Origin of the sequence: Nafulsella turpanensis ZLM-10, from assembly GCF_000346615.1 — a bacterium.
In the GTDB taxonomy this organism is placed as follows: domain Bacteria; phylum Bacteroidota; class Bacteroidia; order Cytophagales; family Cyclobacteriaceae; genus Nafulsella; species Nafulsella turpanensis.
Genome location: NZ_ANNU01000036.1, coordinates 33,499 through 58,281, shown reverse-complemented (window position 1 = coordinate 58,281; position 24,783 = coordinate 33,499). Strand labels below are relative to the sequence as shown.

At 47.6% G+C, this 24,783-nt stretch carries 18 protein-coding genes; 8 read left to right on the top strand and 10 right to left on the bottom strand.

Annotated features, from left to right (window positions below; all coding sequences use genetic code 11):
* Nucleotides 1–188 precede the first annotated feature (188 nt).
* From F752_RS0114585 to F752_RS0114575, 3 genes are all read right to left on the bottom strand, one after another.
* Nucleotides 189–935, bottom strand: a complete 747-nt coding sequence (locus tag F752_RS0114585) for a DUF6503 family protein (protein WP_017732483.1) — start codon at nt 933–935, stop codon at nt 189–191.
* A 51-nt stretch (nt 936–986) separates the two neighbouring features.
* On the bottom strand, nt 987–1,394 hold the full coding sequence (locus tag F752_RS0114580; protein ID WP_017732482.1) for an acyl-CoA thioesterase: 408 nt from the start codon (nt 1,392–1,394) through the stop codon (nt 987–989).
* A gap of 175 nt (nt 1,395–1,569) precedes the next feature.
* Nucleotides 1,570–4,737 carry a S41 family peptidase gene (locus tag F752_RS0114575; protein ID WP_017732481.1) on the bottom strand — a complete coding sequence of 1,056 codons (3,168 nt, stop codon included), beginning with the start codon at nt 4,735–4,737 and terminating at the stop codon, nt 1,570–1,572.
* Between the two features lie 197 nt (nt 4,738–4,934).
* On the opposite strand from F752_RS0114575, the gene parS reads away from it, so the two are divergent.
* Complete coding sequence (gene parS, locus F752_RS0114570) at nt 4,935–5,333, top strand: type II RES/Xre toxin-antitoxin system antitoxin (RefSeq protein WP_017732480.1); 399 nt, start codon at nt 4,935–4,937, stop codon at nt 5,331–5,333.
* Nucleotides 5,330–5,791, top strand: coding sequence for an RES family NAD+ phosphorylase (locus F752_RS0114565; protein ID WP_017732479.1), 462 nt, complete (start codon nt 5,330–5,332; stop codon nt 5,789–5,791). Before parS ends, F752_RS0114565 begins: the two co-directional genes overlap by 4 nt.
* Before the next feature lie 132 nt (nt 5,792–5,923).
* Here F752_RS0114565 and F752_RS0114560 read toward each other — a convergent pair whose 3' ends face one another.
* Together F752_RS0114560 and F752_RS24260 are read right to left on the bottom strand one after the other, a co-directional pair.
* Nucleotides 5,924–6,667 (bottom strand): YsnF/AvaK domain-containing protein, encoded by a 744-nt coding sequence (locus F752_RS0114560; RefSeq protein ID WP_017732478.1) that lies wholly within the window; start codon nt 6,665–6,667, stop codon nt 5,924–5,926.
* A gap of 50 nt (nt 6,668–6,717) precedes the next feature.
* The gene (locus tag F752_RS24260) at nt 6,718–7,224 is read right to left on the bottom strand and encodes a YsnF/AvaK domain-containing protein (protein WP_017732477.1); all 507 of its coding nucleotides are present in this window, start codon (nt 7,222–7,224) and stop codon (nt 6,718–6,720) included.
* Between the two features lie 402 nt (nt 7,225–7,626).
* Between F752_RS24260 and F752_RS0114550 the strand changes: the two genes are divergently transcribed.
* From F752_RS0114550 to F752_RS0114530, 5 genes are all read left to right on the top strand, one after another.
* Complete coding sequence (locus tag F752_RS0114550; protein ID WP_017732476.1) at nt 7,627–9,111, top strand: DUF5687 family protein; 1,485 nt, start codon at nt 7,627–7,629, stop codon at nt 9,109–9,111.
* Nucleotide 9,112: 1 nt separating this feature from the next.
* Nucleotides 9,113–9,808, top strand: coding sequence for an ABC transporter ATP-binding protein (locus F752_RS0114545; protein WP_017732475.1), 696 nt, complete (start codon nt 9,113–9,115; stop codon nt 9,806–9,808).
* A 21-nt stretch (nt 9,809–9,829) separates the two neighbouring features.
* A complete protein-coding gene (locus tag F752_RS0114540) occupies nt 9,830–10,201 on the top strand; it encodes a DUF6567 family protein (protein WP_017732474.1) in 372 nt (123 codons plus the stop codon).
* A 345-nt stretch (nt 10,202–10,546) separates the two neighbouring features.
* Complete coding sequence (locus tag F752_RS0114535) at nt 10,547–14,386, top strand: hydantoinase B/oxoprolinase family protein (protein WP_017732473.1); 3,840 nt, start codon at nt 10,547–10,549, stop codon at nt 14,384–14,386.
* A 1-nt stretch (nt 14,387) separates the two neighbouring features.
* Nucleotides 14,388–15,686, top strand: a complete 1,299-nt coding sequence (locus F752_RS0114530; protein ID WP_017732472.1) for an NRAMP family divalent metal transporter — start codon at nt 14,388–14,390, stop codon at nt 15,684–15,686.
* A gap of 209 nt (nt 15,687–15,895) precedes the next feature.
* Here the strand turns inward: F752_RS0114530 and F752_RS0114520 are convergent, their stop codons facing one another.
* The 3 genes from F752_RS0114520 to F752_RS0114505 all read right to left on the bottom strand — a co-directional run bounded on the left by F752_RS0114520 (nt 15,896) and on the right by F752_RS0114505 (nt 19,379).
* Nucleotides 15,896–17,317 (bottom strand): pyridoxal phosphate-dependent decarboxylase family protein, encoded by a 1,422-nt coding sequence (locus F752_RS0114520; RefSeq protein WP_017732470.1) that lies wholly within the window; start codon nt 17,315–17,317, stop codon nt 15,896–15,898.
* Nucleotides 17,318–17,562: 245 nt separating this feature from the next.
* Nucleotides 17,563–18,780, bottom strand: a complete 1,218-nt coding sequence (locus F752_RS0114510) for an MFS transporter (RefSeq protein ID WP_017732468.1) — start codon at nt 18,778–18,780, stop codon at nt 17,563–17,565.
* An 83-nt stretch (nt 18,781–18,863) separates the two neighbouring features.
* Nucleotides 18,864–19,379: a lipocalin family protein gene (locus F752_RS0114505; protein ID WP_017732467.1), complete on the bottom strand. Its 516-nt coding sequence runs from the start codon at nt 19,377–19,379 to the stop codon at nt 18,864–18,866.
* Nucleotides 19,380–19,729: 350 nt separating this feature from the next.
* Between F752_RS0114505 and F752_RS0114500 the strand changes: the two genes are divergently transcribed.
* Complete coding sequence (locus tag F752_RS0114500) at nt 19,730–21,301, top strand: OmpA family protein (RefSeq protein ID WP_017732466.1); 1,572 nt, start codon at nt 19,730–19,732, stop codon at nt 21,299–21,301.
* A gap of 113 nt (nt 21,302–21,414) precedes the next feature.
* Here F752_RS0114500 and F752_RS0114495 read toward each other — a convergent pair whose 3' ends face one another.
* Together F752_RS0114495 and F752_RS0114490 are read right to left on the bottom strand one after the other, a co-directional pair.
* Nucleotides 21,415–23,640, bottom strand: a complete 2,226-nt coding sequence (locus F752_RS0114495) for an amino acid permease (protein WP_017732465.1) — start codon at nt 23,638–23,640, stop codon at nt 21,415–21,417.
* A 345-nt stretch (nt 23,641–23,985) separates the two neighbouring features.
* Nucleotides 23,986–24,783 carry a tRNA pseudouridine synthase A gene (locus tag F752_RS0114490; RefSeq protein WP_017732464.1) on the bottom strand — a complete coding sequence of 266 codons (798 nt, stop codon included), beginning with the start codon at nt 24,781–24,783 and terminating at the stop codon, nt 23,986–23,988.

Genomic DNA, 24,783 nt, shown 5'->3' with positions numbered 1-24,783 from the left:
AGTACGAACATTTCGGTGCTGGCTTTAAGATAAAACAGAAGCGGAATGGTTTTCTCCGGCTTATTTACCGGTATGTACCAACCATTGTTCCATTACTCCTGCTTTGTAGAATTGCCGGAAAGAGAGAGCGTAAAGACAATGTAGGCCTGTACCTGATTTATGGCAGGTAAATAAAAGAATGGAGGCTGCTATTCAATTACCCGAATATTTTCGAGCTCAATCCGGGATAGTTCTTCCAGTTTGCCAATCGCAAACAGACTATCCATCTCCTCTACTGCTAATTTTGAGACTTCCGGCTTATAATTGATGTAATCCAGCCATAGTATGCCTCCTGTCTGCCTTGGATTGTAGGCCTTACGAAAGCGGTATCCACCGCCATCTGTGTGAAACTGGTAAGCCAGGTAGTCCAGGGTATGTTCATTGGCATGAAACCAGTAAACAAAGGTATCTTCATGGTCCTCCCCGCCACCTTCTTCCGCAAAGGTTACTTTCACCTTATCATACGGCTCTCCTTCTATTTCTACCTGTCCGAGGTATTCCTTCTGTACGGCAGCATCGTTTAGCCGGTAGGGGAGCAGTGCGAAATAGATGACAGAATTTACTGAACTGCTGTAGGCTTGTTGCCGCTCCTCTGCTAATTGTACGGTGTCGCCGTTTACCAGTCGTACAAAGCCTGAATTATTAAGAATATCGGTTATCGCTTCCCCCGTGCTATCGGTAAATATCCTTCGGTATTCGAAGGTGCCGCCATTGCGCTGATACATATAAGTGCGGTCCCTGAATTCGAATGCCAGCTTTGCATTTTCTTCAAAAGCATCTCCGCCATGCACTTCAATGGCCTGGTTCACCACTTCAGCTGCTTTATCTGTAGCAGGCTCAGGCTGGCAGGCTGCAATGAGCAAAAGAAGGAGAGGAGGGAGTAAATAAGTTTTCATAACAATAAGGAGAAAATATAATTATGACCAGATGGTTAAGCAGCAGGGGAGTCAAGAAAATGCCTGCAGCAATTCTTCATCAATTCGCCTGGGGCGGTGTTTTTCGGCGTCCAGCAGGCACCAGCTTGTTTTAGCCTCCGCCAGCAGCTCGTTGGTTGCTGCTTTATAAAGGCTGACGTAGCGCTCTATCCTGGGCCCGCTGTGGGTTCCAATCCAGGTATAGCCAACAACCTCCTCTTCCGGAAGGGCGGGCTGACGATAATCAATTTCGTGCCTCAGCACCACCCATGCATATTGCTCCTGAAGGTGGCTTGGGGCCGACTGCCAGTGTGCCTGCGCCACCTCCTGCACCCAGCGGAGGTAAACGACATTATTTACATGGCCCATCTCATCGATATCACTATCCTGTACTTTTAGCTTATGCTGAAAGCTGTGACTGGGAGGGTTTGGGGTTTTCATCAATTGCCTGTTTGATAAGTTTAAAAAATAATATTTTAAATTGAACATAGAAGTTGCTCGTCGGAAAGCTTAAGAGACCGGTTTCATGTAGCCGGCCTCTTTCTGCTCTTATCCTGCTAAGCGAGCATGGATTAATCTTCCGGAGGTACACGTCTCCTAAAGATTGCTGCTGCATTTATTCTTCTTTGTTTAAATCCTTCAGGATGATTTCAATGGCCTTATCCAGCTGTGGCTGTCGGTGACTGAGTCGGTCTTTAAAGTTTTTCCCAACATACACATCCGGGCTAACGCCTTCTGTTTCCAGATTTCTGCCATCGAGTGTATAGCAGCCCCAGGAAGGCAAACGGTAAAAGGAGCCATCGACCAGTGATTCGCCGGTGGTAAAGATAATCCAGCGGTAGGTTTCTGTGCCTACAACCGTACCCAGGCCAAGCTCCTTAAATCCATTGGCGGTCATTTCCGCATCGGAGAGCGACTGCTCATTGATTAGCAGCACAATAGGCTTTACCGATGGTCCGAAGTTAGACTGGCTGGTTAGGGCCCCTTCGCGGTATTTCCATTGCAGGTAGGGCTTCTGGCTCAGAAAACGCAGCACATCATCATGTACATTTCCGCCGGTATTATACCGCAGGTCCAGGATAAGCCCGTCGCGATAGGCCGCTTCGGAAACCATGTCATGCATAAACTGCTCCAACTCCCCGCCACCCATATTCTTCATATGCACATAGGCAATACGATTGCCGGCCTGCTGGTTAACATACTCCTGGTTAGCATCCTGCCACTCATCGTACAGGAGGTCCGAAAGGCTTCCGTAGGTAGTGGTATGTAGCTTCACTTCCTTCTGCTTGCCATTTCGTTCGAAGGTGAGCGACACCTCATCGCTCAGCGAAGGAGCGGAAAAGTATTTTTCGCGGTTTACAGAAGGATGAACGGCTATGCCATTTACAGCCACCAGACGGTCGCCGGGTAGAATGTCTTTTTCTTTCACATCGGCCGGACTCTGCTTTACAATTCGGCTTACGGTATAAGGGGCTTCATTCGAAAACAAAATACCGGTGGCAATCGAGCGGGTTCCGTAATAAGTTTCCTCCTCTGCACCACTGGAGCGGAAGCCGAAATGCGAAGTGTTCAGTTCGCCCATCATATCGTTCAGAAGGAGTCTTAAATGTTCGCGCCGGCTGATGTGGGGGATATAAGCAGCATAGCGGTCTCTCAACCCCTGCCAGTCCTGGCCATGGAAGTTTTCATCGTAGAAGTTTTCTTCCATGCCGGCCCATGCTTCATAAAACATTTGCTCGAATTCGTGGGAAAGGGTCTTGCTGAAGGTGTGGCTAACGGGCAGTGCCTCTACCTTATTGTTCTTGTTATCGAGCGTATAAATGGAACCGTTGGCCAGGATAAAAAAGCTGTCGCCGGCTTTTGCTATCTGGTAAGAATGCACTTCCTCTTCTCCAATTTGCTCGGTTTTAGCTTCCTCAAAGGGTTCCAGGCTGGTTTTATACAGGTGAGAGTTACCTTCCTTATGGTCGGAAAGGTAAAATACCATGGTCTTGTCACCTTCCTGTACCACATAAGGAGCAAACTGCTGTCCGAAAGAAGGGCTTATTTGTTCGAGTCGCTCCATAAGTCCTGAGTGGTTAATACTCAATTCGGGCTTCTCAGGGGCCGCGTCTTTCTCTTTTTTCTTCTTATCACTTTCTTTCGCCCCCTCACTGTTTTTCTCTGAAAACAGCTCGCTTACTTTGTCTGATCTGAAGGGAGCATCGTATTTGTCGAGTGCCATGCGGTAAATTTTGGCGTTTTTAGTGCCATACGGGTAGCCGGGGTTTATGCGGTCGGAGGAAAAATAGAGATACTTTCCGTCGGGCGACCAGTAGGGCTGGCCTTCATTTACCCTGGTGTGCGTGAGGTTAAAGCTTTCTTTGGAATCGATATGATATACAAAAATATCGTTCTCGAAATGGCGGTGGGCAGTGTAGGTAACATACTCATCATCGGGCGAGAAATAGGGATTAGAGTTATAGAAGCCCCAGAGTTCATCCCGTGCAATAGTGTTGCTTTTGAAATTTTCGAGATCCATGATGCGAACTTCATTCCTTCCGCTAAGGTATACAGCCTGGCTTCTGTCGCTGTTAAAGGTGAGCTGACGGTTATTCTGCTGATCGAAGGTAATCTGCTTTTCAGGGGCGGAGCCATCGGCCGCAATGGTAAACCAGTTATAATAGCCGCCAGCGGTTTGGGTAAAGAGAAGGGTGCGGTTGTCGCTGAGCCATTTTACTTCCCCTACTGCCTTATTGGGCGTTGTAAAAATTTGCTGTACAAATTTCCCTTTCGGGTCCGTAATAAACAGCTCTCCGCGCGATACAAAGGCAATCTTTTTCTGGTCCGGCGACAGGTCGAAGCTGGCGATATCGCTTTTTACATTAAAAGTTTGCTGCCGGTCGAGGCTTGAGTTCTTGAACACCCGAATGTCCGGTTTGGTGGTTTGTCCGCTTGCTACATCATATACATAAATCTGGTAATCTTTCCGGAACACTACCTTTTCGCCATTGGCGCTAACCTTTGGCCACATAATGGAGGAAGGGAAGCTGGTAAGCTGCTTTTTCTGGCTGTTTTCAAAGGTATAAAGGTTGTACTCCCCATTGGCTTCATCTGACTTAAAATAGACCCTGCCGTTTTTATCGATGGTCGCGCCAAAGTCCTTGCCGCGGTAGCTGGTGAGTTCTCTGTATTCTCCGCTTAACGGGTTATAGGTTTTAATATTCGGGTTGTAGTCTCCCTTATAGCGCTTACGGTGAGCAAAACTCTTGCTTTCCCATGATTCATTGAAGTAAACCTCCTGAGTGGCAGGGTGAATGGCAATATTATGAACGGTATTGAAATAGTGGTCGAATAACCTTTTAGGAGTTCCTCCCTCACGGCCGACATGGTAGCCGCTGTAGCGGTTATAGCGATCAGAGGTAAAATAGATTTCCCGGCTGTCCCAGCTCCAGCTTTCTACCTCATCGGTAGCTTCATGGAAGGTAAGTTGTACCACTTCACCTCCCTGCAGGGGCATTACAAAAACATCTTTATTGCCATACTGCTCGCTGGTAAAGGCCAGCCACTGGCCGTCTGGCGATACACTGGGCCTGCTTTCTTCCCCTTCCATGGCAGTGAGCCGGAGGGCGCTACCTCCTGTTACCGGCACCTGCCAGAGGTCGCCTTCGTAATTGAAGATGATGCTCCCGGCATCGGGAGTAAGTACCGGGTCGAGGGTGAAGTAAATGTCAGTCGATTGGGCATGGCTAAGGAGTGGAGCAGCCATTAGCAGAAGCAGTAGTTTGCGGATCGGGTGTTTCATGTTGTTCAGGGCGCTATCTATCAGTTTTGTTCAGGTGCAAATCTGTTTTAAGTTGTAACATAGGTACTCTATGGCTGATTTGCAAGCAGATGGCAGGAATAACAAAAAGGCCGCCTAAAAGGTGCCTGGAACAAACCACTCACAGCTTTTCTTTGTTATAATGAAAATTGTCATTAATTTTAAGAAAATTGTCAGCTATGGGATTGCCTTTGTTTAAAAATATATCGCTGGATGAATTGATTCAGTTGAGCAGGGAAGGACTCGAAGCCGCTACCTTTGAGGAGATTATTGGCAGGCTGCCGTTCAGCCTGCAGGAATGGGCCCGCTTTCTGGGGGTGTCGGAGCGCACGCTCATCCGTATTCGGAAGGAAAATAAAAGCCTTGGCACAACGGCCTCCGATAAGGTCATTCGTATAACCCAGCTTTACCAGAAGGGAACAGAAGTTTTTCGTGACGAGGAGAAGTTTAGGGACTGGCTGGATGTGCGCATTATGGCCGTGGGAGGGGTAAAGCCCAAGTCGCTGCTCGATACCAGTTTTGGACTTGAACTGGTCGATAATACACTGGGGCAGATTGAATACGGCGTATTTGCATGATTCTTTATCGCTTTAGCCGGAAAGAGCATGGGGGAGACCTTTCGGGTAAAGGAGCCGAATTGTTTGGTGGCCGCTGGAACAGTAAAGGGGTGCCGGTGGTGTACACTGCCGAAAACAGAGCCCTGGCTGTAACGGAAATGATTGCCTATGCCCCTCCGGGTTTTATTCCGGAGGGCTATGTGCTGAATATTATTGAGGCACCCGATATAGAGACTACTCCCTGTGAAATAAAGCCGGAAATATTGCCTGAAGGGTGGAAGCGTTACCCGCATGGAAAGGAAACGAAGACTCTGGGAGATAGCCTGCTGAAGGCAAAGGAGTGCCTGCTGATAAAAGTGCCGTCTGCCCTGGTGCAGGGGGAGTTTAATTATCTTCTTAACCCATTACACCCGGATTTCCCGCAGGTAAAGGTGCTGGAGGTACTACCATTTAATTTCAACGAACGCCTGTTTCACTAAAAAAAGGTTTATTTTGAAAGAGAGAGGGGGAAGGTAAAAGGGGAGATTGGAAAATGCTGTTAAAATAAAAAAAGCGACAGCTGAATGAACAGCCGTCGCTTTAAAGCTAGGTTTAGCTTAGAGTGCTAATTCTTAGACTCTCTCGTCTTTTCGCTTTTTGTCCGCTTTCACTTTTTCTTCTTCTACTTCAGTATGACGCACACGGTCACGGACAGTTTCCTTGCGTTCGTTTACTTCTTTCTTCAGTTTTACCTCTTCGACTACGCGGGCTTCCTTACCTACTACAGGTACCTCTGCACGTTCGGTAGCCTCAATGGTTCCTTCTTCGAAGTTTTTGAAGTCGGCTTCGGTAGCCTTACGGTCTACAGGTTTACGCTCTACTTCTACGTGCTCCTCACGCAGGCGTAATTTCTCTTCGACCGGACGCTCCACAATTCGGCTGCGCAGGCGAACACCACCGGTTTCTACCTCTTTTTTACCAACTTCCAGCTCCTCTTCAATTACCGGAATAGACTTCTTGTCTGTACCTTTTACATCATCGGTTTTTTTGTACTTTCTGGCATGTTCGTTGGCATCAATGGCACCGTTTTCATCTAAAATAGCAGCGGCACGCTCGGCACGGTCCATGCTGGTGGTATGGACGGTAACTACGCTGCCTCTTCTTGCTACTTCGGAATAATTCCGGGCTTCATTGGTATCCTCGAACATAGAGCTGAAAAAGTTGTCTACATGCTCGTGGTTTCTATCCGCTACATCTCCTTCTATTCGCGGAGAAATGTCAATATCTTCTTTCTTAAAGCCTTCTTTTTCAAGCATTTTCTTTGCTTCGCGGGCTTTCATTTCATTCTCATATACTCCTATTACTGTCTGTTTCATAACATTTTGTATTTAAATTAAAAAATTGATTTAAAGGAATCGCAGTGATTCTACTTCGGTTGAGAGGGAGGGGTAGGAGAGCTGGAGTTATTATTACTATTTCGCTCTACCTCTATTTCTTCTTTTTTAAGCTTTATGGTATCGTGTACCTCTTCCTGCTTCTTACGTCGGGTAATATGTAGCTCTTCAACTACCACCAGGCGCTTTACAATCTCTTCGCGCAGTACCGGAATAATCATCGTATCTCCTTCATGCCGGATTGCCGGGGGTGCCTCCTCTACGTACTGGTTTACTGCTACCCGTTCCACATCAATTTCGTCATGTTCAAGAGAGAGGTCAATATTTACGTCTTCTTCTGTTACTCTTTTATGCAGTTTAATGCTGCCGGTTTCCACCTGCTTTTTGCCAACCTGTAGTTTTTCTTCTATCACCGGGTAGGTCTCCGACTGGTTTGCCTCCGGTTGCCGTGCAGCGGAGGAAGGGCTAAAAGTTTTCTTTTGCTCCTGCTGTCCACTTAAATTTTGTTGTCTGGCATCTGTTGGCTCCCTGTCTTTCATTTTTTTGTTCTCCTGTTTAAAATTGGTATCAAAAAATCAATCGTTAAAAGGCTGAAAAACAACCCTTTATAAGTAGTACACGAAAGAATGAGGGAAGGGTTTTGTGGGGAGAGAGGAAAAAATGTCTATTTGAGCTGAGAAGATACAAATGGAAGAATTTTTGAAAGAACACGAATGAAGTTTTACAGGATTTTAATAAGCTTAAGGCTTCCCCATTAATAATTTTCTTTATGAAGTCATTTGTCTAAAATAAATCCGGAGAAATGGTTATTAGTTGACAAGGCTGTCCTTTTGAGGAACCAGTACTTTACCGCTCATCCTATTTATGGCGCACTACCTAAAATTTCTCTTGCTATCCTTCCAGTCCATCTTTATCTTGGATGGTTTAAAATAATTAGTACTATGTTTGCTACACTGGTTCATCATGCTTACCTGAAGTTTATGCGCTCCGCTTCCTTTTCAAGGAATATGGCTACGCTTATTTTCCTCGGGTTTTTATGTCTGTTGTTTGGTTCTTATTTCCTGGCAGCAGCCTTTTTGCTGGACAGTCTCCTGCAGCAGTTTTTTAACACAGAAAATACTTTCCCCTACCTTTGCCAGCTGCTGATTTACTATTTTACGACCGAAGTCCTCATGCGGTATTTTCTGCAAAGTTTGCCGGTGCTGGACCTGCAGCAATACATCCATTTGCCCGTTGGCCGTAAATCCCTGATGCACTTTATCCTCCTGCGTTCTTACGTCCACCCCTTTAACTTTCTTTCAGCTATATTCTTTCTTCCTTATACCCTGCACGTTCTTGTTCCACAGCTGGGCGGTTCCTCTGCCTGGGCCTGGTGGGGTAGTATGGTCCTGCTTTCCCTTCTTATCCATAATGGCATGTTCATCTTCAAAAAGCATCTCGACGACAAGCCATTGGGCACCGGCCTGCTGATTGGCTTGGTTGCCCTGTCCGCCTTTAGCCAGTACATGGATTGGTTTAGCCTGGGCAAAATGACAGCGCCTTTCTTTGAAATGGCCGCCCGCTTATCCTGGTTGCCCGTGGTGCTGGCAGCCGGACTTGTTTTTGCCTATGTGCTCAACCTCTTTTTCCTCCTTCGCCATTCCTATCCCGAAGACTGGGGAAGACAGGGTGCGGAAAAGATACAGCAGGTTCCGGCTTTAGGTCTGCTGCAAAGGCTGGGCCTGGCAGGGGAGCTGATAGGGCTGGAAATACGCTTAATTCTCCGGCATAAGCGGAGCCGTTCCATCCTGATGCTTTCTTCTTTTTTCCTTTTTTACGGGTTAATATTTTACACAAATCCTGATTACCTGAATGATATGCAGGCTTTTCTAATCTTTGTGGGCATCTTCATTACCGGAATTTTTATGATGAATTACGGACAGCTCCTCTTTAGCTGGAACAGTGGGCATTTTGATTTTTTCCTTACAAAACCTATAACCGCATACGATTATGTAAAGGCAAAGTACTACCTCATGGTGGGGGTGGGACTCCTGACCTTTGTGCTGGCCATCCCTTACGTTTACTTTGGCTGGAAAGTGCTCTACATCAATACCATGATGCTGCTCTTTAACCTGGGGGTGAATATGTTTGTGGTGATGAACCTGAGCATGTGGGCCCCTAAAAAGATAAACCTGAGTAAAGGCAGTATGATGAATTATGAAGGCCTGGGAGCTGCTCAATGGCTGATGGCCATTCCTATCATCGGGTTGCCATACGCCGTCTATATCCCTTTCGCCATTTTTGATAATCCTACACTCGGCATTACAGCTCTAGGTGGAATGGGCCTGATTGGTTTGCTTTTCCATCGCCGCCTGCTGGCCTTATCCACCCGAAGGGTGGAAAGCAAAAAGTATCAAATCTCTCACTCTTTCAGAAACGAAAATTAAGATGATACAGATAAACAACCTAAGCAAACGCTACGGCAAAACCCAGGTGCTGGATGTACAGGTGCTCAGTATTCCGGCAGGAGAATCATTTGGACTGGTTGGAAACAATGGTGCGGGAAAAACCACCCTCTTTCGTACTATTCTGGACCTGATACGCCCCACAAGCGGTACTGTACAAATGAAAGGAGAGCCAGTACATGGACGGGACGACTGGAAAAGCTTTACCGGCTCTTACCTCGACGAGAACTTCCTGATTGATTATCTTACGCCCGAAGAGTATTTCCAGTTTATCGGGCGCCTGCATGGGTTGCGACCCGAAGGAGTGGCTGAATACCTGGGGCGCTTTGATGAGTTCTTTAATGGAGAAGTGCTGGGGAAGTATAAATATATCCGCGACCTCTCGAAAGGCAACTTAAAGAAGGTAGGCATTGCTTCTGCCTTAATGGGAGAGCCGGAGCTGGTGCTGCTCGATGAGCCTTTCGAAAATCTCGATCCCAGCTCTCAGATTCGCCTTAAAAAGCTGCTGAATGCAGAACGCGGCAGGCGCCCGATAACCTATTTGATTTCCAGTCATGATCTCAACCATATCACCGAAGTTTGCCAGCGGATCGTTATCCTGGAAAAGGGGCGTATTGTGCAGGACCTGCAAGCCGACGAAAATCTGCTAGGATCGCTTCAGGCTTACTTTACAGCTTAAGAATAATTTAAAATCCTAATAATGAGAAGATTCAAAGCACTATTAATTACAATTTTCGCCACTGCACTACTATCTGGCTGTGGCTACCATATGGCAAGGGTTGCTAACCTAAATAACCATACCACAGAGGTAGAACTAAGCAGGAGAAACTTTGTGGTGGTTGAAAAAGTAATAGGCAAGGCAGATGCAACCTATATTTTTGGAATAGGAGGTCTGTCAGATGAGGCCCTTATCGCCAATGCAAAAGCGAATATGTTAAGCAATGCTGAATTGGTAGGCACAGCAAGGGCGATCATCAATGAAACTACAGAGGAACATTACGCTATGATCTTTCCGGTTTATTTTAAAAAGACGGTTACGGTGAGTGCTTTTATAGTTGAGTTTACTGACTGATTAACAGACATAAATTATTATTCATCAGGCATCCAGGCAGCAGCTGGGTGCCTTTTGCTTTTTTAAAAGGAACCTGCTCCCTTTACAGCAGGTCCCAGTCCGGCCTTCCCAGAGCGGTGGTTGTGGTATAGTTTACCTTACGCCGCATATTTGCACCCAAGCTAATAAGGGGAGGTTTTGCATAGGAAATCCCCACCGAAAGGAAAAAGCGAAAAGCTGGTGTTCAGAAAAAAGTAAGGCTCCTTGAGCAGGAATTGCCTCCATTTAATAAACTTTTGCCTGGTATACTAATATGGATCCGCCTGAAATTGCACCTTCCTGTGCTAATACTTAACTTCAAGGCTCATGCAGAAAAAGCAAAACCCTATGCACTGGAAAATAGCAGCCGATACCGGCGGTACTTTTACCGATTGCCTTGCGCTGGATCCGGATGGAAATACCCACCGAGCCAAAGTACTGAGCAACGGAAGCCTCAAAGCCACTATAAAAGAAAAAATTTCCGAAACCCAATATACCCTGTCGGCGGAATGGCTAAGGCAGCCGCTCTTTAAAGGCTTTTCCCTCTGGAAAGCCGGAGCCCCGGCAGCTACCGTAAAAATTGAAGCCCTTAATCCGCAAAGTGGACGCCTAACAATTCAGGAGAAGCCATCATTCAACTTAAAGGTTGGCGATACAGTAGAAATCAGTGCTTTCGAAGAAGCGCCTGTGCTGGCTGCCCGTCTCCTTACCGGAACTCCCTTAGGCCAGCCTTTTCCCCCTCTTCAGATGCGCCTTGGCTCTACCAAAGGAACTAATGCATTACTGGAAGGAAAAGGCGCTCGCATAGCGCTCTTGGTGACCAAAGGTTTTGGCGACTTACTCTTGATAGGCGACCAGCGCCGGCCGAAGCTTTTTGCCCTGAATATTCAAAAACGTAAACCATTGGGCCAGCATGTGCTGGAAGTAGAGGAAAGGCTCAATGCCGCGGGGGAAGTGGAGCAGGCCTTAAGTGCCGATGAAATCAACCGACTGATAGGAGAGGTGAAGGCCTTAAAGGTAGAGGCAGTTGCTATTTCTCTGATGCATAGCTATAAAAATCAACAGCACGAACAGCAACTAAAAAGGGCTTTACAGGATGCGGGAGTTACTTTTATTTCTGTTTCTGCGGAGCTTTCTCCAGCCATTAAATACCTTCACCGCACCGAAACGGCCGTCGTTAATGCCTATCTCTCACCAGTCATTTTTAAGTACACAGAAGAAGTGCAGCAGGGGCTGTCGGGGTCCGGCCAACCAGGGCCCGGCCATCCGGGGTCTGGCCGGTCGGGAGCAGATTTTAAAATAATGACCAGTGCGGGAGCCTTGGTGAGCGCTGCCTTTTTTCAGCCAAAGGATAGCTTGTTGAGTGGTCCGGCCGGGGGAGTAGTGGGGGCCGCACAGGCCGCGCGGCAACTGGGAGAAGAAAAGGTACTTACGCTCGATATGGGCGGGACCAGTACCGATGTGGCCAGATATGACCAGGCTTTTAGTTTTCATTATGAACTGCAGGTAGGAGAGGCGCGCCTCCAAAGTAAAGCAGTCGCTATTGAAACGGTGGCTGCCGGCGGGGGCTCAGTATGCCATACCGATGGACTAAAACTGATGGTGGGGCCTGAAAGTGCAGGGGCTTACCCCGGCCCGGCCTGCTATGGCTCTGGGGGGCCTTTAACGGTTACAGATGTAAACCTGCTCTTAGGGCATATTTACCCGGGCCGGTTTCATATTCCACTGCATCAGGAGAAGGCCCGCCGGGCTTTTGAGCAACTCAAACAGGAGTTAAACTCCCATGGGGAAGTGGCGGACGAAGAAATTATGGCAGGCTTGTTACAGATTGCCAATGAGAAAATGGCCGAAGCTATCCGGAGTATATCTGTGCGACGGGGCTATGATCCGAAGGAATATGCCCTTATGGGCTTCGGGGGTGCGGGGGGACAGCATGTTTGTGCCATTGCCGGCTTGTTAGGCATGCAAAAAGTGATTGTGCCTTACGATGCCAGTATTTTAAGTGCCAGTGGCATCCATCAGGCGGTTATCGAACGAACTGCAATGCGGCAGGTGCTGAAGCCATTACTGGAGGTAGGTAATCTGGATCTACTAATGAAGGAAGTTGCGGCAGAAGCTCGCCAGGCGCTTTTATTGGAGAAGATTTTGGAAGAGGAAATGGAGGTGAAAGAACAAAAAATCTTTCTGCGCTTTAAGGGACAGGACAGCAGTATAGAAGTAGAATATGGCCGCGGAAATAATCTTCAGGAAGCTTTTAAGGAAAAGTATCGTCACCTGTACGGGCATTGGCTCGACGATAAGGAAATAGAGCTGGAATCTGTTCAGCTGACCCTCGCCAGCCGCTCTCCTGAACCCTTCTCTCCCGGGGAGAAAATGGAAGCCCATCGTGCGGAGACCACTCAACACCATGCCTGCTGGGTAGGAGGAGGCTGGCAAAAAGTGCCGGTGTATGAATGGGATGAGCAGGCCGCCGGAGCTACCATAGCAGGGCCAGCCTTGTTACTTTCTGACTTTACCAGTATTTTGGTAGAACCAAAGTGGGAACTGCAGATTTATCCCGATCGCTCGGCGGTTCTGGAACAGCAGGGGACGAAAGAAGAGGATAATACCTCCATTACTTCTGAGGCTGTACAGCTCGAATTATTTACCAACCGTTTTACAGGGATAGCTGAAGAAATGGGTAGCCTGCTCGAGCGTACTGCCTTCTCTGTTAATGTAAAGGAACGTCTCGACTTCTCCTGTGCGCTGATGGATCCGAATGGTTACCTGGTGACCAATGCTCCCCACATTCCGGTGCACCTTGGCAGTCTCGGAGTTTGTACTCGTCTGGTAAAGGAGCAGTATGCCATTCGTCCGGGAGATGTGCTGATAACCAACCACCCGGCCTTTGGCGGCTCTCATCTGCCGGATATAACCATGATTTCAGGGGTATTCGATGCAGCAGAAAATTTGCTGGGCTATGTCGCGAACCGGGCCCATCATGCCGAAATCGGAGGAACCCGACCGGGCAGTATGCCGCCCGATGCAAAGAGCCTGATAGAAGAAGGGGTGGTGATTCCGCCAACTTACCTGATAAAAGAAGGTGTACCTCAATGGGAAGTGGTGGAGCGCCTGCTAAGGGAAGCTCCCTATCCCAGCCGGGCAATATCAGAAAACCTGGCAGATTTAAAGGCGGCTCTGGCAGCAAATGAAGCAGGCAGGGTCGCCTTGCTATCCATGGCTAAGCAGTATGGCAGAGAAGAAGTGCTGCATTATATGCAGGCCCTGTGTACCTATGCCCACGAAAGCCTGCACAAGGCATTGAAAGGGTTTGGCTATGGGAACTATTCGGCAACTGAACTGCTCGATGATGGCAGCCCGCTTAAGGTAGCCATCAACATTCAGCCCGAGGGAGTGGAGATTGACTTTGCAGGTAGTGCTGATGTTCACCCGGCCAACCTGAACGTTAACCCGGCCATTGTAAATAGTGTCATCATGTATAGTCTGCGCCTCTTGCTGGACAAAGAAATTCCTCTCAATGAAGGGCTCATGGAGGGGGTGCAGGTTAATATTCCTGCCGGGAGCATGCTAAACCCCGACTTTCAACAGCCAGCAGAAAAATGCCCGGCCGTGGTGGGGGGGAACACTGAAATCAGTCAGCGCCTGACCGACCTGATGCTGAAAGCCTTTGGCGTTTCGGCCTGTAGCCATGGCAGCATGAATAACCTGCTTTTCGGAAATGAACACTTTGGCTATTATGAAACGATAGGAGGGGGCAGCGGTGCCGGACCTGGCTTTAAAGGTGCAGATTCCGTCCATCAGCACATGACCAATACCCGTATTACCGACCCGGAGATATTGGAGTTCCGTTACCCAGTTCAACTGGAAGCTTTTAAGATCCGCAAGGGGTCTGGTGGCAAAGGGAAATGGGCGGGCGGAAATGGCATTTATCGGCAGATTCGCTTTAAGGAAGCCGTTCAGTTATCTGTTCTTACCCAGCACAGGCAGGTAGCTCCTTATGGTGCGGATGGTGGCGGGGAAGGTGCCGTTGGGCGGCAGTATATCCTGCGGGCCAATGGCAGCTGCGAAGAACTCCAAGGTATTGACGGTGCCGATATGGCTGCCGGCGATGCAGTGGTCATGGAAACCCCTGGTGGAGGTGGTTACGGGCTGCCTGAAAAAAAGTAATATGACTAAAAAAGAGGCTTTTACCACCAGCTTAACCAATATCCTGTTCTGGTCGGTTATTTCAGCAGCTTTTATTGGACCGGGTACTGTAACAACGGCTGCCAGTGCGGGGGCGGCTTATCGATTGGACCTCTTATGGGGATTGGCCTTTTCTACCTTAGCCTGTCTGCTTTTGCAGGAGGCTGCTGCGCGTATCCGCCTCGTTAGCGGCCTGAGTTTGGGGGAGGCGATTGCCCGGCGCTATGGAGGGGCAGCATATGTAAAATTGTTTATTGCCGGAGCCATTATTATCGGGGGCATGGCTTATCAGGCAGGTAACATTTTGGGAGCGGTTTCCGGAATCGGCCTGTTGCTGGATGTTTCCCCGGCCTGGCCTGCAGTTTTCCTGTCCCTGCTGGCTGCAGTCTTTTTATTTATGGGAAGGAACAAACTAATTGCTAAGGTGCTGGGAGGAGTGGTAGCGTTGATGGGAGTGGCTTTTGTGCTTACGGCCAGTCAGCAAAGCTTTTCCTTTCCGGAAATCGCCTTAAATATGGTACAGCCCAATTTTCCTGCCGGCAGTGAATTGCTGCTGTTGGGTCTTGTCGGAACCACTATCGTTCCTTATAATCTTTTTTTAGGCTCAGGAATCGGGCATACACAAAGTCTGAAGCAAATGCGCTGGGGCTTGGGTGTGGCTGTTGTATTGGGAGGTTTTATTTCCGGAGCAGTGCTGATTACCGGCGCAGGCTTGGAGGGGCTGTTCAGCTTTGAAGCCATGGCCCGGCATATGGAGGCCGGGGCAGGAAGGGGCTTTGCGGCTCTTTTTGCCTTTGGTCTTTTTGCGGCAGGCTTTTCCTCTGCTTTAACGGCCCCTCTGGCAGCGGCCATAACAGCTAAAAGTGTAGCAGGAACAGCACCTGAATGGCAGGAAAGAGGGTGGAAGTACCGGCTGGTATGGGGAGTAGTAATTGTATGTGGACTGCTTTTCGGGGCCTCTGGAATTAAGCCAATTCCCATGATTATTCTGGCCCAGGCGCTGAATGGCTTCCTGCTGCCATGGTTGAGTATTTACCTCTTCATTTTATTGAACGACCATCAGCTGATGGGGCAGCACAAAGCTTCCATTCTGAATAATATTCTGCTGCTAATGGTTATTTTCTGTACCCTCTGTCTGGGACTGTTAGGCATGGTAAAAGCACTTAATGGCGCCGGCGCCAGTGTGCCGCTCGATAAGGGAAGTTTGCTCGTTATCAGCTCCCTTTCCCTGCTTGTAGTAGGAGCCTTAGCATGGAAAGTGGCAGGAGAAAGGAGAGGATGAAAGAGCTGCTAAAACCTCTCTCTGCACTTTTATTTTTGGGAAAAGTGCAGAGAGGAGTAAGTTGAAGCTCATTTAATTCTTCATGGAAGGAAATTTAGAGGCAGATGGAGCGCAGTTCTTTTTAGAGGGAAACCTAAGCCGGCAGGAAAAGGATACTCCAGAAAAGCCCATAACTGTTGCAGGCAGTATAAATTGATAAGCAACACTCATTACTTCTGCCAATTCTTCCGGCATTGATTCAGTAGTTCCACCAGGTCGGTGACTTCTTTCTCTGTGGTGGCATAATTAGTAATACAGGCCCGGAGGGCTTGTACTTCTCCGGTTTGGTATATCGATATCCAGGCTTTTCCGGACTGGACTACCTGCCGGTTGATTTCTGCGGCAAAGTCTGCATTCTTTTCATAAGCCGGGTCGGTAAAGCAGGCAATAGGAAAATCAGTATAATTGTAAAGCTTCCAGCCACTGTTTTTTAGCTGCTTTTTTAATAAGTTACCCATCTCGGTTTGGTGACGGATTACCTGGCTGTAGCCTTCCCAGCCAAAAAAAAGGAGGGAAAGGTACACCTTTAAACCTATAAAACGGCGGGACCATTGTAGGGAGTGGGTAAAAGGATCCACAATTTCCAGCTGACCCGCTTCCTTGGGCATATAATCTGCCAGGGTGCGGAAACTACGGTCGAGGATGTGCCGGTGCCGGGTCAGGAACATGCCGGCGGCCATGGGTACAGACAGCCATTTATGCGCATCGAAGGTGATGGAATCGGCTGCTTCTATACCTGAGAGTAGAGGAGCAAGTCCCGGCTCCAGAACGGCTGCACCCCCATAGGCGGCGTCTACATGCAGCCAAAGATTATATTTTCGTGCAAGATTTGCTGCCCGGGGTAAATCATCGATGGCTCCTGTACCGGTAGCACCGGCAGTAACAACCAGTAAGAAAGGCTGATGCCCTTCAGCGGTATCTTTAATCAGCTGTTCTTCTAACTTATCCATCCGCATTTGTTGCTGCTGATTTACAGGGATGGAACGTACAGCCGCCATTCCCAACCCGGTGGTGCGGGCAGCTTTTACAATGGAGTGATGGGTTTCGGTGGTGCAATACAACAGAGGCTGACCTGCCAGGCCCCTTAATCCCGTTTGTGCATAGTCGGGGAATTGCTGGTTCAGTGCAGAAATAAGGGCCGTAAGGTTGGCTTCGGCTCCCCCGCTGGTAAATACGCCGTCGATCGAGTCCTGAGGAAAGCCAAAGCGCCTGCCAAATTCCTGCAGGAGGTAAGTTTCCACCTCGGCAGCAAAAGGAGAATGGCTCCAGGCGGCCATTTGAGGATTATAGGTAGCGCTGATCAAATCGGCCAGGATAGAAGGAAAATTAGCCCTGGGGTTAAACAGTCCGAAATAGCTGGGATGGGGAGTGTGAACAGCATATTGCTCCAAACCTTCCAGCACATGCTGTAGTGCCTGAATGGATGGCACCACCTGCTCAAAAGAATATTTTTGTGCATGTTTCCGGATACCTTGGGTATTTAATTCCGGGGCTACCTGCCTTTCATGGGTATGGGCATAGTAGTTTTCCAGTTCTTCCAGCAGGAAATTCCATATCTCCTTCCTCTCGCTTACGTTCAGGTCGAAATTCATGCGTTCATCTGATTTGGGTAGGGCTCTAAGTTAGGGGAAATGCTCCGCAAAACAAGCTTCCTTTTTTACCTTCCCATTAAAATGCGGATACCTTATTTTGTGATTCAAATAAAAGTTTTTCCCCTGCCCGGCTTAATAAAAGACCTTCTGCTAAGAAAAGGAATACTCTTTGCTTTTATCAATTTTCATTCTGTAGTAAGCATGCAAATTCGCATTATCAGGGAAAAGGGTTAAACCTACTGCTCTTACCTCTTTCTGAATCCTGCGCTCAAAACCAAAGCATAAACTCCGAGCAACGGCCCCACACTCAGCGTGGTGTATGCCAGCGTAGGCGGGAAGTATTTTAGCAGTAAACCAATCAGCTGTATACTCACAATGGTAATGGAAAAGCCAATACAGTTAACAGCCGTAAGGGCAGTCCCTTTAAATTCCGGCGGAGCATGCTGAGCTACAAGGGTGGAGAACTGCGGCGAATCTGCCGTTACCACCATCCCCCAGAAAAAAAGAAAGGCCAGAAAGAATGCAACAGGCAAAAAGAAAGCAAGAGGTGAAAATAAGCAACAGAGGCCCGAGGCTAGTAAAGCCCAAAAGGCCACCTTTTTGCTGCCCAACAGCTGGGAAAGAAAGCCACCGATAATGCATGAAAGCCCCCCGATGCCAATGAGCAGGAATGAAAGGAAGGATACAGGAAAATGATGCTCCGGGTGTAACTGTACATAAGTAGCCAGTATAAGTGGAAGGTAAGCCCAGAAAGCATACAACTCCCACATATGGCCGAAATAGCCAAAAGCAGCCGCTCGAAATGCTTTGTTGCGGAAGGTTTGAGGAAAGGCCTTCAGCTTAATGGTACCTCCCTTTTTTCTAAATGGGCCATCAGGTACCAACATTAGGATAATGAAACCTCCGGCGATGGCAAAAAGGGAGGTAAGGGAGATGACATACAGCCATGGAAGGCCTTGAGTGGCCGCTTTTAAGAGATGGGGAAAGGCAGTGCCAAGTACCAGTGCCCCCACCAGGTAGCCAAGGGCTTTTCCCAGGCCTCTTTCATGATAGTCGGCAGCTATCTTCATTCCTATTGGGTAAATACCAGCCAGAAAGAAGCCGGTTCCGAAGCGGAAAAAAAGCAGGGAAAGGAGGTTTTGCTTTCCCAAAAGTAAACCAGCATTCAGTAAAGCCGCAGCAAGGGCAGAGACGAAGAATACTTTGGAGGGAGAAAAGCGGTCGGCAATAGCCAGTAAGGCAAAAGAAAGGGTACCAACAATAAACCCAAACTGTACAGCGGAGGTAATATGGCCCAGGGCGGCTGCCGGAAGATGTAAATCCCGAACAAGGTCCTGCATAATAGCATTGCCTGCAAACCAGAGAGAGGTACAGGCAAACTGTGAAAAAACAATGAAGAACAGAATACGGCCATAGCTGTTTTCCAATCGAATAGCCGCCCCTTCCGGATTACTTGTTAGCATATTTTCACCAGGCAAAACAGCCGCACCAGTTTAATGTTAGCTGGCAGGAGCATTAAACAGAATGCGAAGGTACAGGAAAAAGCTTACCAATGGAAGTTCCTGCCTCCATCTGGTGCATCCTCAGGAATAAGCACATCTTCAATGATAGTGGTTTTATTGCTGAATAGCTGGTGCGGAAAATGGTAGATGAGCAAGCTGTCGCTTAGAGCTGTTATTTTAAAATACTTGGTATTGCTCCCCTCTTTTACTTGAAATAAAGTGGGAATAATATCGCTGGAAATGGCAAGGTAAGCCTGCCCATTGCGTCCTACACTAAAATTCCATTTTCCTGTTATAGATGGGCCGCAGTTATTGTTTTGGCTATTATTATCACTCACCTCCTGATTGGTGCTAAATGTTTGCCGGTAGGCAAGGGTGCAGTCTCCCATATTAACCCGAACCCCACCATTGGTGCGCTTTGCCAGCTTCCAGGTTTTCGATTCTTTACCCGCGAGCTTTTCCATGGCATTTTCCGGAAGGGTATATACTACCTCATTTTTCTCACTACTGCAGCTGGTAAGAATGAGGAGGATGATGCAAGAGGTAAAAAGGCTTTTCATGTAGAAATTTTTTTAGGAGTAGGACAGAGAAAGTAAGATAAAAAATGCCATTGTAAATAAACAAAAATTCCTTCCTTTTCTCCTGTACCAAGTAGGGTGAATGAAGAAAGATGATGAAGCTAAAAAGAATGGGAAAGGTAAGATTCTTCCTTGATTGTATTTTTTCGTGCAGTGTTGCAGTTACGGTTGACTCATTTAAATGCCGTCAATGTATGAACAGGGCAAAAATAAGGCAGTGATTAATCGTTTTTACCATTCTGGCTCTCGGGTAAGCTTTAAGAACAAAATCGGCAGCAAGCGACCACCTCACTTCCTACATTTACATTTATTTGATGCGAAAAGGTGTATAGATGAAAACAGGAGTAGGTTTAAGAATCATTTGCGCTGGTATTTTTAGTATCCATGCGGGGCTGTTAAGCGCCCAAACCATCGGTGATACAGCGGAAGAGAGAAAAGAAAAATTTGAGCTGGTAAGCCTGAGCAGGAAAGTAAATACACAGTATCATGACTCTGCTCCTGTGTTGTCGCCCGATGGAAAAACTCTTTATTTTACGGTTAATGATCACCCCGAAAATACGAGGGGCAAAGGCAGCCAGGATATCTGGTTTAGCGAACTGGATTCTACAGGGCAATGGGGGCCGTCTCAACACATGCCGCAGCCGCTCAACCAAAACCAGTTTAATCAGGTGCTGAGTGTATCTCCCGATGGGCAGACGCTACTCGTGCGCGGAGGGAACCGGAAGGATGCCTTAGGCTTTTCTCTTTGTAGAAAAAGCAACGGACAGTGGCAGAAGCCGGAAGAGCTTCGTATCGATGGCTTTGAAAAAATGTGTAAAGGGCGTTTCAACGGCGCTTTTCTGGCACTTGATGCTTCAGCCCTGCTGCTTTATTTCAGCGAAACGGAAGCCGCAGCCTACAGCGACCTCTATGTTAGCTTCCCGGAGGGAAATGGAAACTGGAGTCGCCCTGAGTTAATTACAGCCCTGAATTCACGGCAGGATGAATTTGGTCCTTACCTGGCCCCAGATAACCGAACCCTTTTCTTTGCCAGTAACCGCCCCGGCGGCTTTGGCGGCATGGATATCTATAAAACAATTCGAAAGGATAACAGCTGGCAGCAATGGTCGGATCCACAAAACATAGGTGCACCGGTTAATACCGGCGGTTTTGACGCCTATTATGCCGTGGGCAATGCCGATACGCTTGTTTTTACTACCCGTGCCTATATGTCGGCCGATGGTGGCCACCTGGACCTGTTCACTCTGCAGAGAATTCCAGAGAAGAAAGTGAAAATCAGCCTGGCCGGACGTATATTGAATGAGAAAACAGGAGAGGAGATTCCGGGGGCAGCCATTCGTGTGGTTCAAAAAGAGGAGGTGATCGAAAGAGTGGAGAGTGCAGCAGAGGATGCTTACTTTTCGACGGAACTGCCTGGCCCCGGTGCTTATCAGCTGCAGGTAAATGCCGAGGGTTATCTTGCCGGCATCGATAGTTTCCTGGTGGAACCTACCACCATTGACCTGAGTGTATACCGGACTATTTTCCTTAAAAAGCTTGAGGTGGGCCTGTCTGTCAGACTCAATAACATTTTCTTTGACTTCGATAAAACAACCCTCAGGCCCGAGTCTTTTCCGGAGCTGGATAAGGTGGCTGAGCTAATGGAACAAAATGAAGGCCTTTCCATTGAGATTGGCGGCCACACGGATGATAAGGGGAGCGAGGAGTATAATGCGAGGCTCTCGCAGGGCAGGGCAGAAGCCGTTCGCTCTTATTTAATGGGAAAATGGATTGAGGGAGAGCGGATAACAGCGAAAGGCTATGGCGAAAGTAAACCCGAAGTAGTGAACGACAGTGATGAAAGCCGGCAGGTTAACCGGCGGGTAGAGTTTACCATTCTCCGGAATTCAGCTGACTTAGAGTAAAGCATCGCCCCTGGAAGAATAAAGCCCGACCAGGGGCAATATTTTTTTCAGGAGCTGATTCATTCATTTTTCAGGGCAGCATGCAGGATAGTTTTCCCACATTATGATGTTCCCTAAACAATCATTTTTTCCTTACTGGTATTCATGAACAGGACATCGCCAACACCATCGTAGCCATCGAATACGTCTGTCTCTTTGTGCCGGATCAGTTCTTCACGGAAGCCAATAATGGTAAGGTCAGCATCTTTCGATTCTTTATTGATGATGGAACGGGGGTCTTTATCTATTTCCTGCAGGATAAACTGAATATTGCTGCGGGAAATCGGCAGTCTGCCTGAATTGATCATCGATAAAAGCTTTTCGCGCTGAGTCTCAATTTCCTCTTCTGATGATATCACAAAAATCTTGATGCTACCCTTTTTCCACTCAGGATGCCCGAGAATAATATAAGCCATCAGGATCATGAGGTTGGCATTGGCATAATCCTTTGAGGTTATCCAGATATTGATTTCCTTTTTAATGCCAAATTTACGGTCGGAGCTGGCCAGGATGCAGATGTCGAAATCCGTCGATTTAACAAGCTGAAAATTATCGACGATGTCCTGCAGGCCTTCCGGCTTATGCTTGGAGTACTCAAACAGGATCATGTTGTTTTCTTTTCCGGAAACCCCTGGCAACTGAATAACCTGGGCAATGGCAGAGGTGTAGGAGGGGCTGATAAGGGTATCAAGATAGACGTTACTTTTTGAATATTCCGAAATCTGGATAAGGCGGTTCATGGCTTCTTTTGACTCCATATGAGTTTCTGTAGAGAGGTAGCCGTCTATTCGGTGAATGTAGGTGCCAAAACCATATTTATAGGAAATCCAGCGGAGCAGATCAAAGGCCGCAAAACTGTTGAATGTGCTGCCTGAAATACAAATAACCGATGGCCGCCAGTGCCCACGGTCCGTATCTTTATCTGCTTTCTGAAGGAAAACCTGCATTTGCCGGCTTAGCTGAAAAATAACTCCCTGGAAAATAACCGACATTCCTTTTTTATCTTCCCGGGTGCGGGTAAGGCCAATAAAGATCAGGACCATGAAGAAGATAGAGATAATGGCATAAGTTGGGTTCATCTTAAACATCAGCCATATACAAAGAACAGCTCCCATAAGAGAGAGGTACCATTTTGATTTAAAGGAAGGCCTGTAGGAAGGATCGGCGGCAAAATGTTCCAGAAAGGAAATCATACAAATGGCTCCATAAGTAACCATAAAAAACATGGAAATAATCTCCGCCACAAAGTTAACATCGCCAATACTAACAAAGAGAAGCGCAATAACAGAGGTGATGAGGGTGGCATTAAATGGTTCATTGTTACTGCCTTTTCCTTTTGATAACCAGCTGTTAAAGCCATCGGCAGGAAATATTTTATCGCCGGCAAGTGCCTGTAACGTTCGCGGGGCCACGAGAATGGAGCCAAGAGCAGAAGAAATAGTTGCCGCTGCCAGACCAATAGGAATGATAGGACCCCAAAGGGCAATCTCGCTCATAATGAGCTGGTCGTTGGCCAAATCTTCGGCGCTGGCTGAAATGTAAAGTTTATATACAATAAAGAAATAAATAAACATTCCTGCGATAGTGGCGCCAAGGGTCCCTAGTGGAATGGATTTTTTAGGATCTTTCAGGTCGCCGGAAAGGCCAACACCGGCTGTCATACCCGTAAAAGCAGGGAAGCAAATGGCAAAAACGTAAAAGAAGTTATCGGGCTGCGCAACGGTCTTGCCCAGTTCAAAGCTTTCTGTGGAACCTGCAAAATCTGTGCTGCCGGCAAAGAAGAGAATGAGGGAAAGGAAAAGGATAGCCACGACGATATATAACACCTTCAGGCCCAGATCGGCTCCTTTTGTGGTAACAATTAAAATGAGCAGGAGGGTGGCCGGTATACTTACGATGCGATAATCGTACACCAGTATTCCATACTCTTTAAGAATAAAATCAAAAACAGGCTCAAAGGCCTGGGAGAAGGCAATGATATAAAAGGCTACACTTATGGCCTGAGAGAAATAGAGGGCAATACCGATAGAGGCGCCAATATTCAGGCCGAATGAGCGGGAAATGATATAATATTCTCCACCGCCTTCTACTTTTTGATTGGTAGCAATTTCGGCAATGGCCATTGCAGTAGGAATGGTTACCAGGTGCCCGATAAGAACAATGGCAAGCGTACCAACGAAACCCACATGACCTACTGCATAACCAAAGCGCAGGAACATAATGGCGCCAAGAATGGTGGAAATGGCGGTTAGGAAAACGGGTGCTGTACTAAGTCTTTTACTATCTGATTGAGTAGCCATGGTTTAAAGATAGGAAATTAGGCAACAGGTTTTGCATGAAAGGTGAAAAGCGGCCAGGGGAATGGAAACACACTTCCACTTACTGGGTCTGCCGTTCAGGCTAACAGTAGCAATGTACCTCTTAAATAAGGGATGTTCGGGCAAAATGTTTTGTACGGCAGTAGTAAAGGAGCCTAAAGGGCCGGAGAAGGAACAGGGGTATCGGGTACTTCGGAGAGCCAGATAGAATTTGCCGGGAATTACCCATCTAAGCCTCCTGTGGCTACTGTTTGAAAAGGGAAATCGTTGTATGTAAAATCTTTAGCATAATTGAAAAGCTAGAGTCGAAGGTAGAAACAATTCTAATCATGATTCTGCACCATCTTCAAAACTCATTTTATTTAACGTCAGCCCGGTTTGGGGAGCCATAAAGGCAATCGGGCCGTCTTCCTTACCTTTGAGCGATCCCTCTATCTCGGCTAAGCTGAGGTTTCCTTTTCCCAGTGCAAAAAGAGCGCCCATCATCAGGCGAACCTGGTGGCGCAGAAACCCCTTTCCGTGGACATAGTAAACAAAGCTTTCTTTGGGAAAGAAGCTGGCGGTGTGGAGGTCATTTTCACGAATTACGCTATGAAGAATCTCCCGCTCAAAAACAGTGTTTTCCCCTGGTTTTATGCAATAGCGCTTAAAATTGTGGGTGCCCTCAAAAAGCTTTGCTCCTTTCTTCATCAGCGGAATGTCCAGCGGTTCGCGCATGTATACCATAAAAGGGGCACAGAATGGGTGGTTCTTTTCTCCATAACTGAAGAGATAGGTATACTCCTTTACCTTCGGGTGTTGAATGATATTGAAATGCCTGTCTACCGCTTCAATACCCATGGCTCGGATATCATTTGGGAGATTCAGGTTAAGCTGTGCTAACAGCTCCTCAGGCTCCAGGGGTTCCCGCACGAAGAGCTCCAGGGCGGCCTCATTGGCCGAAACGCCTGCATCGGTACGGCTGGCGCCAAGGGTCTTAAAATCCTCATGTCCGAAGATAAAGGCGAGGGTGCGATCCACCATTCCCTGGACAGTCTTAACCTCAGGTTGCTTCATCCAGCCATGGTAGCGAAATCCTAAAAACTGCAGGTGAATCAGGTAATAATGGTAAGGCTTTTTTCTCAT

Bases quoted from the DNA above. Each gene is read 5' to 3' on its own strand.
- F752_RS0114565 (WP_017732479.1), top strand. From the start codon at position 5,330: ATGATTCTTTATCGCTTTAGCCGGAAAGAGCATGGGGGAGACCTTTCG.
- F752_RS0114560 (WP_017732478.1), bottom strand. From the start codon at position 6,667: ATGAAACAGACAGTAATAGGAGTATATGAGAATGAAATGAAAGCCCGC.
- F752_RS0114540 (WP_017732474.1), top strand. From the start codon at position 9,830: ATGAGAAGATTCAAAGCACTATTAATTACAATTTTCGCCACTGCACTA.
- F752_RS0114550 (WP_017732476.1), top strand. From the start codon at position 7,627: ATGTTTGCTACACTGGTTCATCATGCTTACCTGAAGTTTATGCGCTCC.
- F752_RS0114500 (WP_017732466.1), top strand. From the start codon at position 19,730: ATGAAAACAGGAGTAGGTTTAAGAATCATTTGCGCTGGTATTTTTAGT.
- F752_RS0114510 (WP_017732468.1), bottom strand. From the start codon at position 18,780: ATGCTAACAAGTAATCCGGAAGGGGCGGCTATTCGATTGGAAAACAGC.
- F752_RS0114575 (WP_017732481.1), bottom strand. From the start codon at position 4,737: ATGAAACACCCGATCCGCAAACTACTGCTTCTGCTAATGGCTGCTCCA.
- parS (WP_017732480.1), top strand. From the start codon at position 4,935: ATGGGATTGCCTTTGTTTAAAAATATATCGCTGGATGAATTGATTCAG.
- F752_RS0114545 (WP_017732475.1), top strand. From the start codon at position 9,113: ATGATACAGATAAACAACCTAAGCAAACGCTACGGCAAAACCCAGGTG.
- F752_RS0114535 (WP_017732473.1), top strand. From the start codon at position 10,547: ATGCAGAAAAAGCAAAACCCTATGCACTGGAAAATAGCAGCCGATACC.
- F752_RS0114490 (WP_017732464.1), bottom strand. From the start codon at position 24,783: ATGAGAAAAAAGCCTTACCATTATTACCTGATTCACCTGCAGTTTTTA.
- F752_RS0114530 (WP_017732472.1), top strand. From the start codon at position 14,388: ATGACTAAAAAAGAGGCTTTTACCACCAGCTTAACCAATATCCTGTTC.
- F752_RS0114505 (WP_017732467.1), bottom strand. From the start codon at position 19,379: ATGAAAAGCCTTTTTACCTCTTGCATCATCCTCCTCATTCTTACCAGC.
- F752_RS0114585 (WP_017732483.1), bottom strand. From the start codon at position 935: ATGAAAACTTATTTACTCCCTCCTCTCCTTCTTTTGCTCATTGCAGCC.
- F752_RS24260 (WP_017732477.1), bottom strand. From the start codon at position 7,224: ATGAAAGACAGGGAGCCAACAGATGCCAGACAACAAAATTTAAGTGGA.
- F752_RS0114580 (WP_017732482.1), bottom strand. From the start codon at position 1,394: ATGAAAACCCCAAACCCTCCCAGTCACAGCTTTCAGCATAAGCTAAAA.
- F752_RS0114495 (WP_017732465.1), bottom strand. From the start codon at position 23,640: ATGGCTACTCAATCAGATAGTAAAAGACTTAGTACAGCACCCGTTTTC.
- F752_RS0114520 (WP_017732470.1), bottom strand. From the start codon at position 17,317: ATGAATTTCGACCTGAACGTAAGCGAGAGGAAGGAGATATGGAATTTC.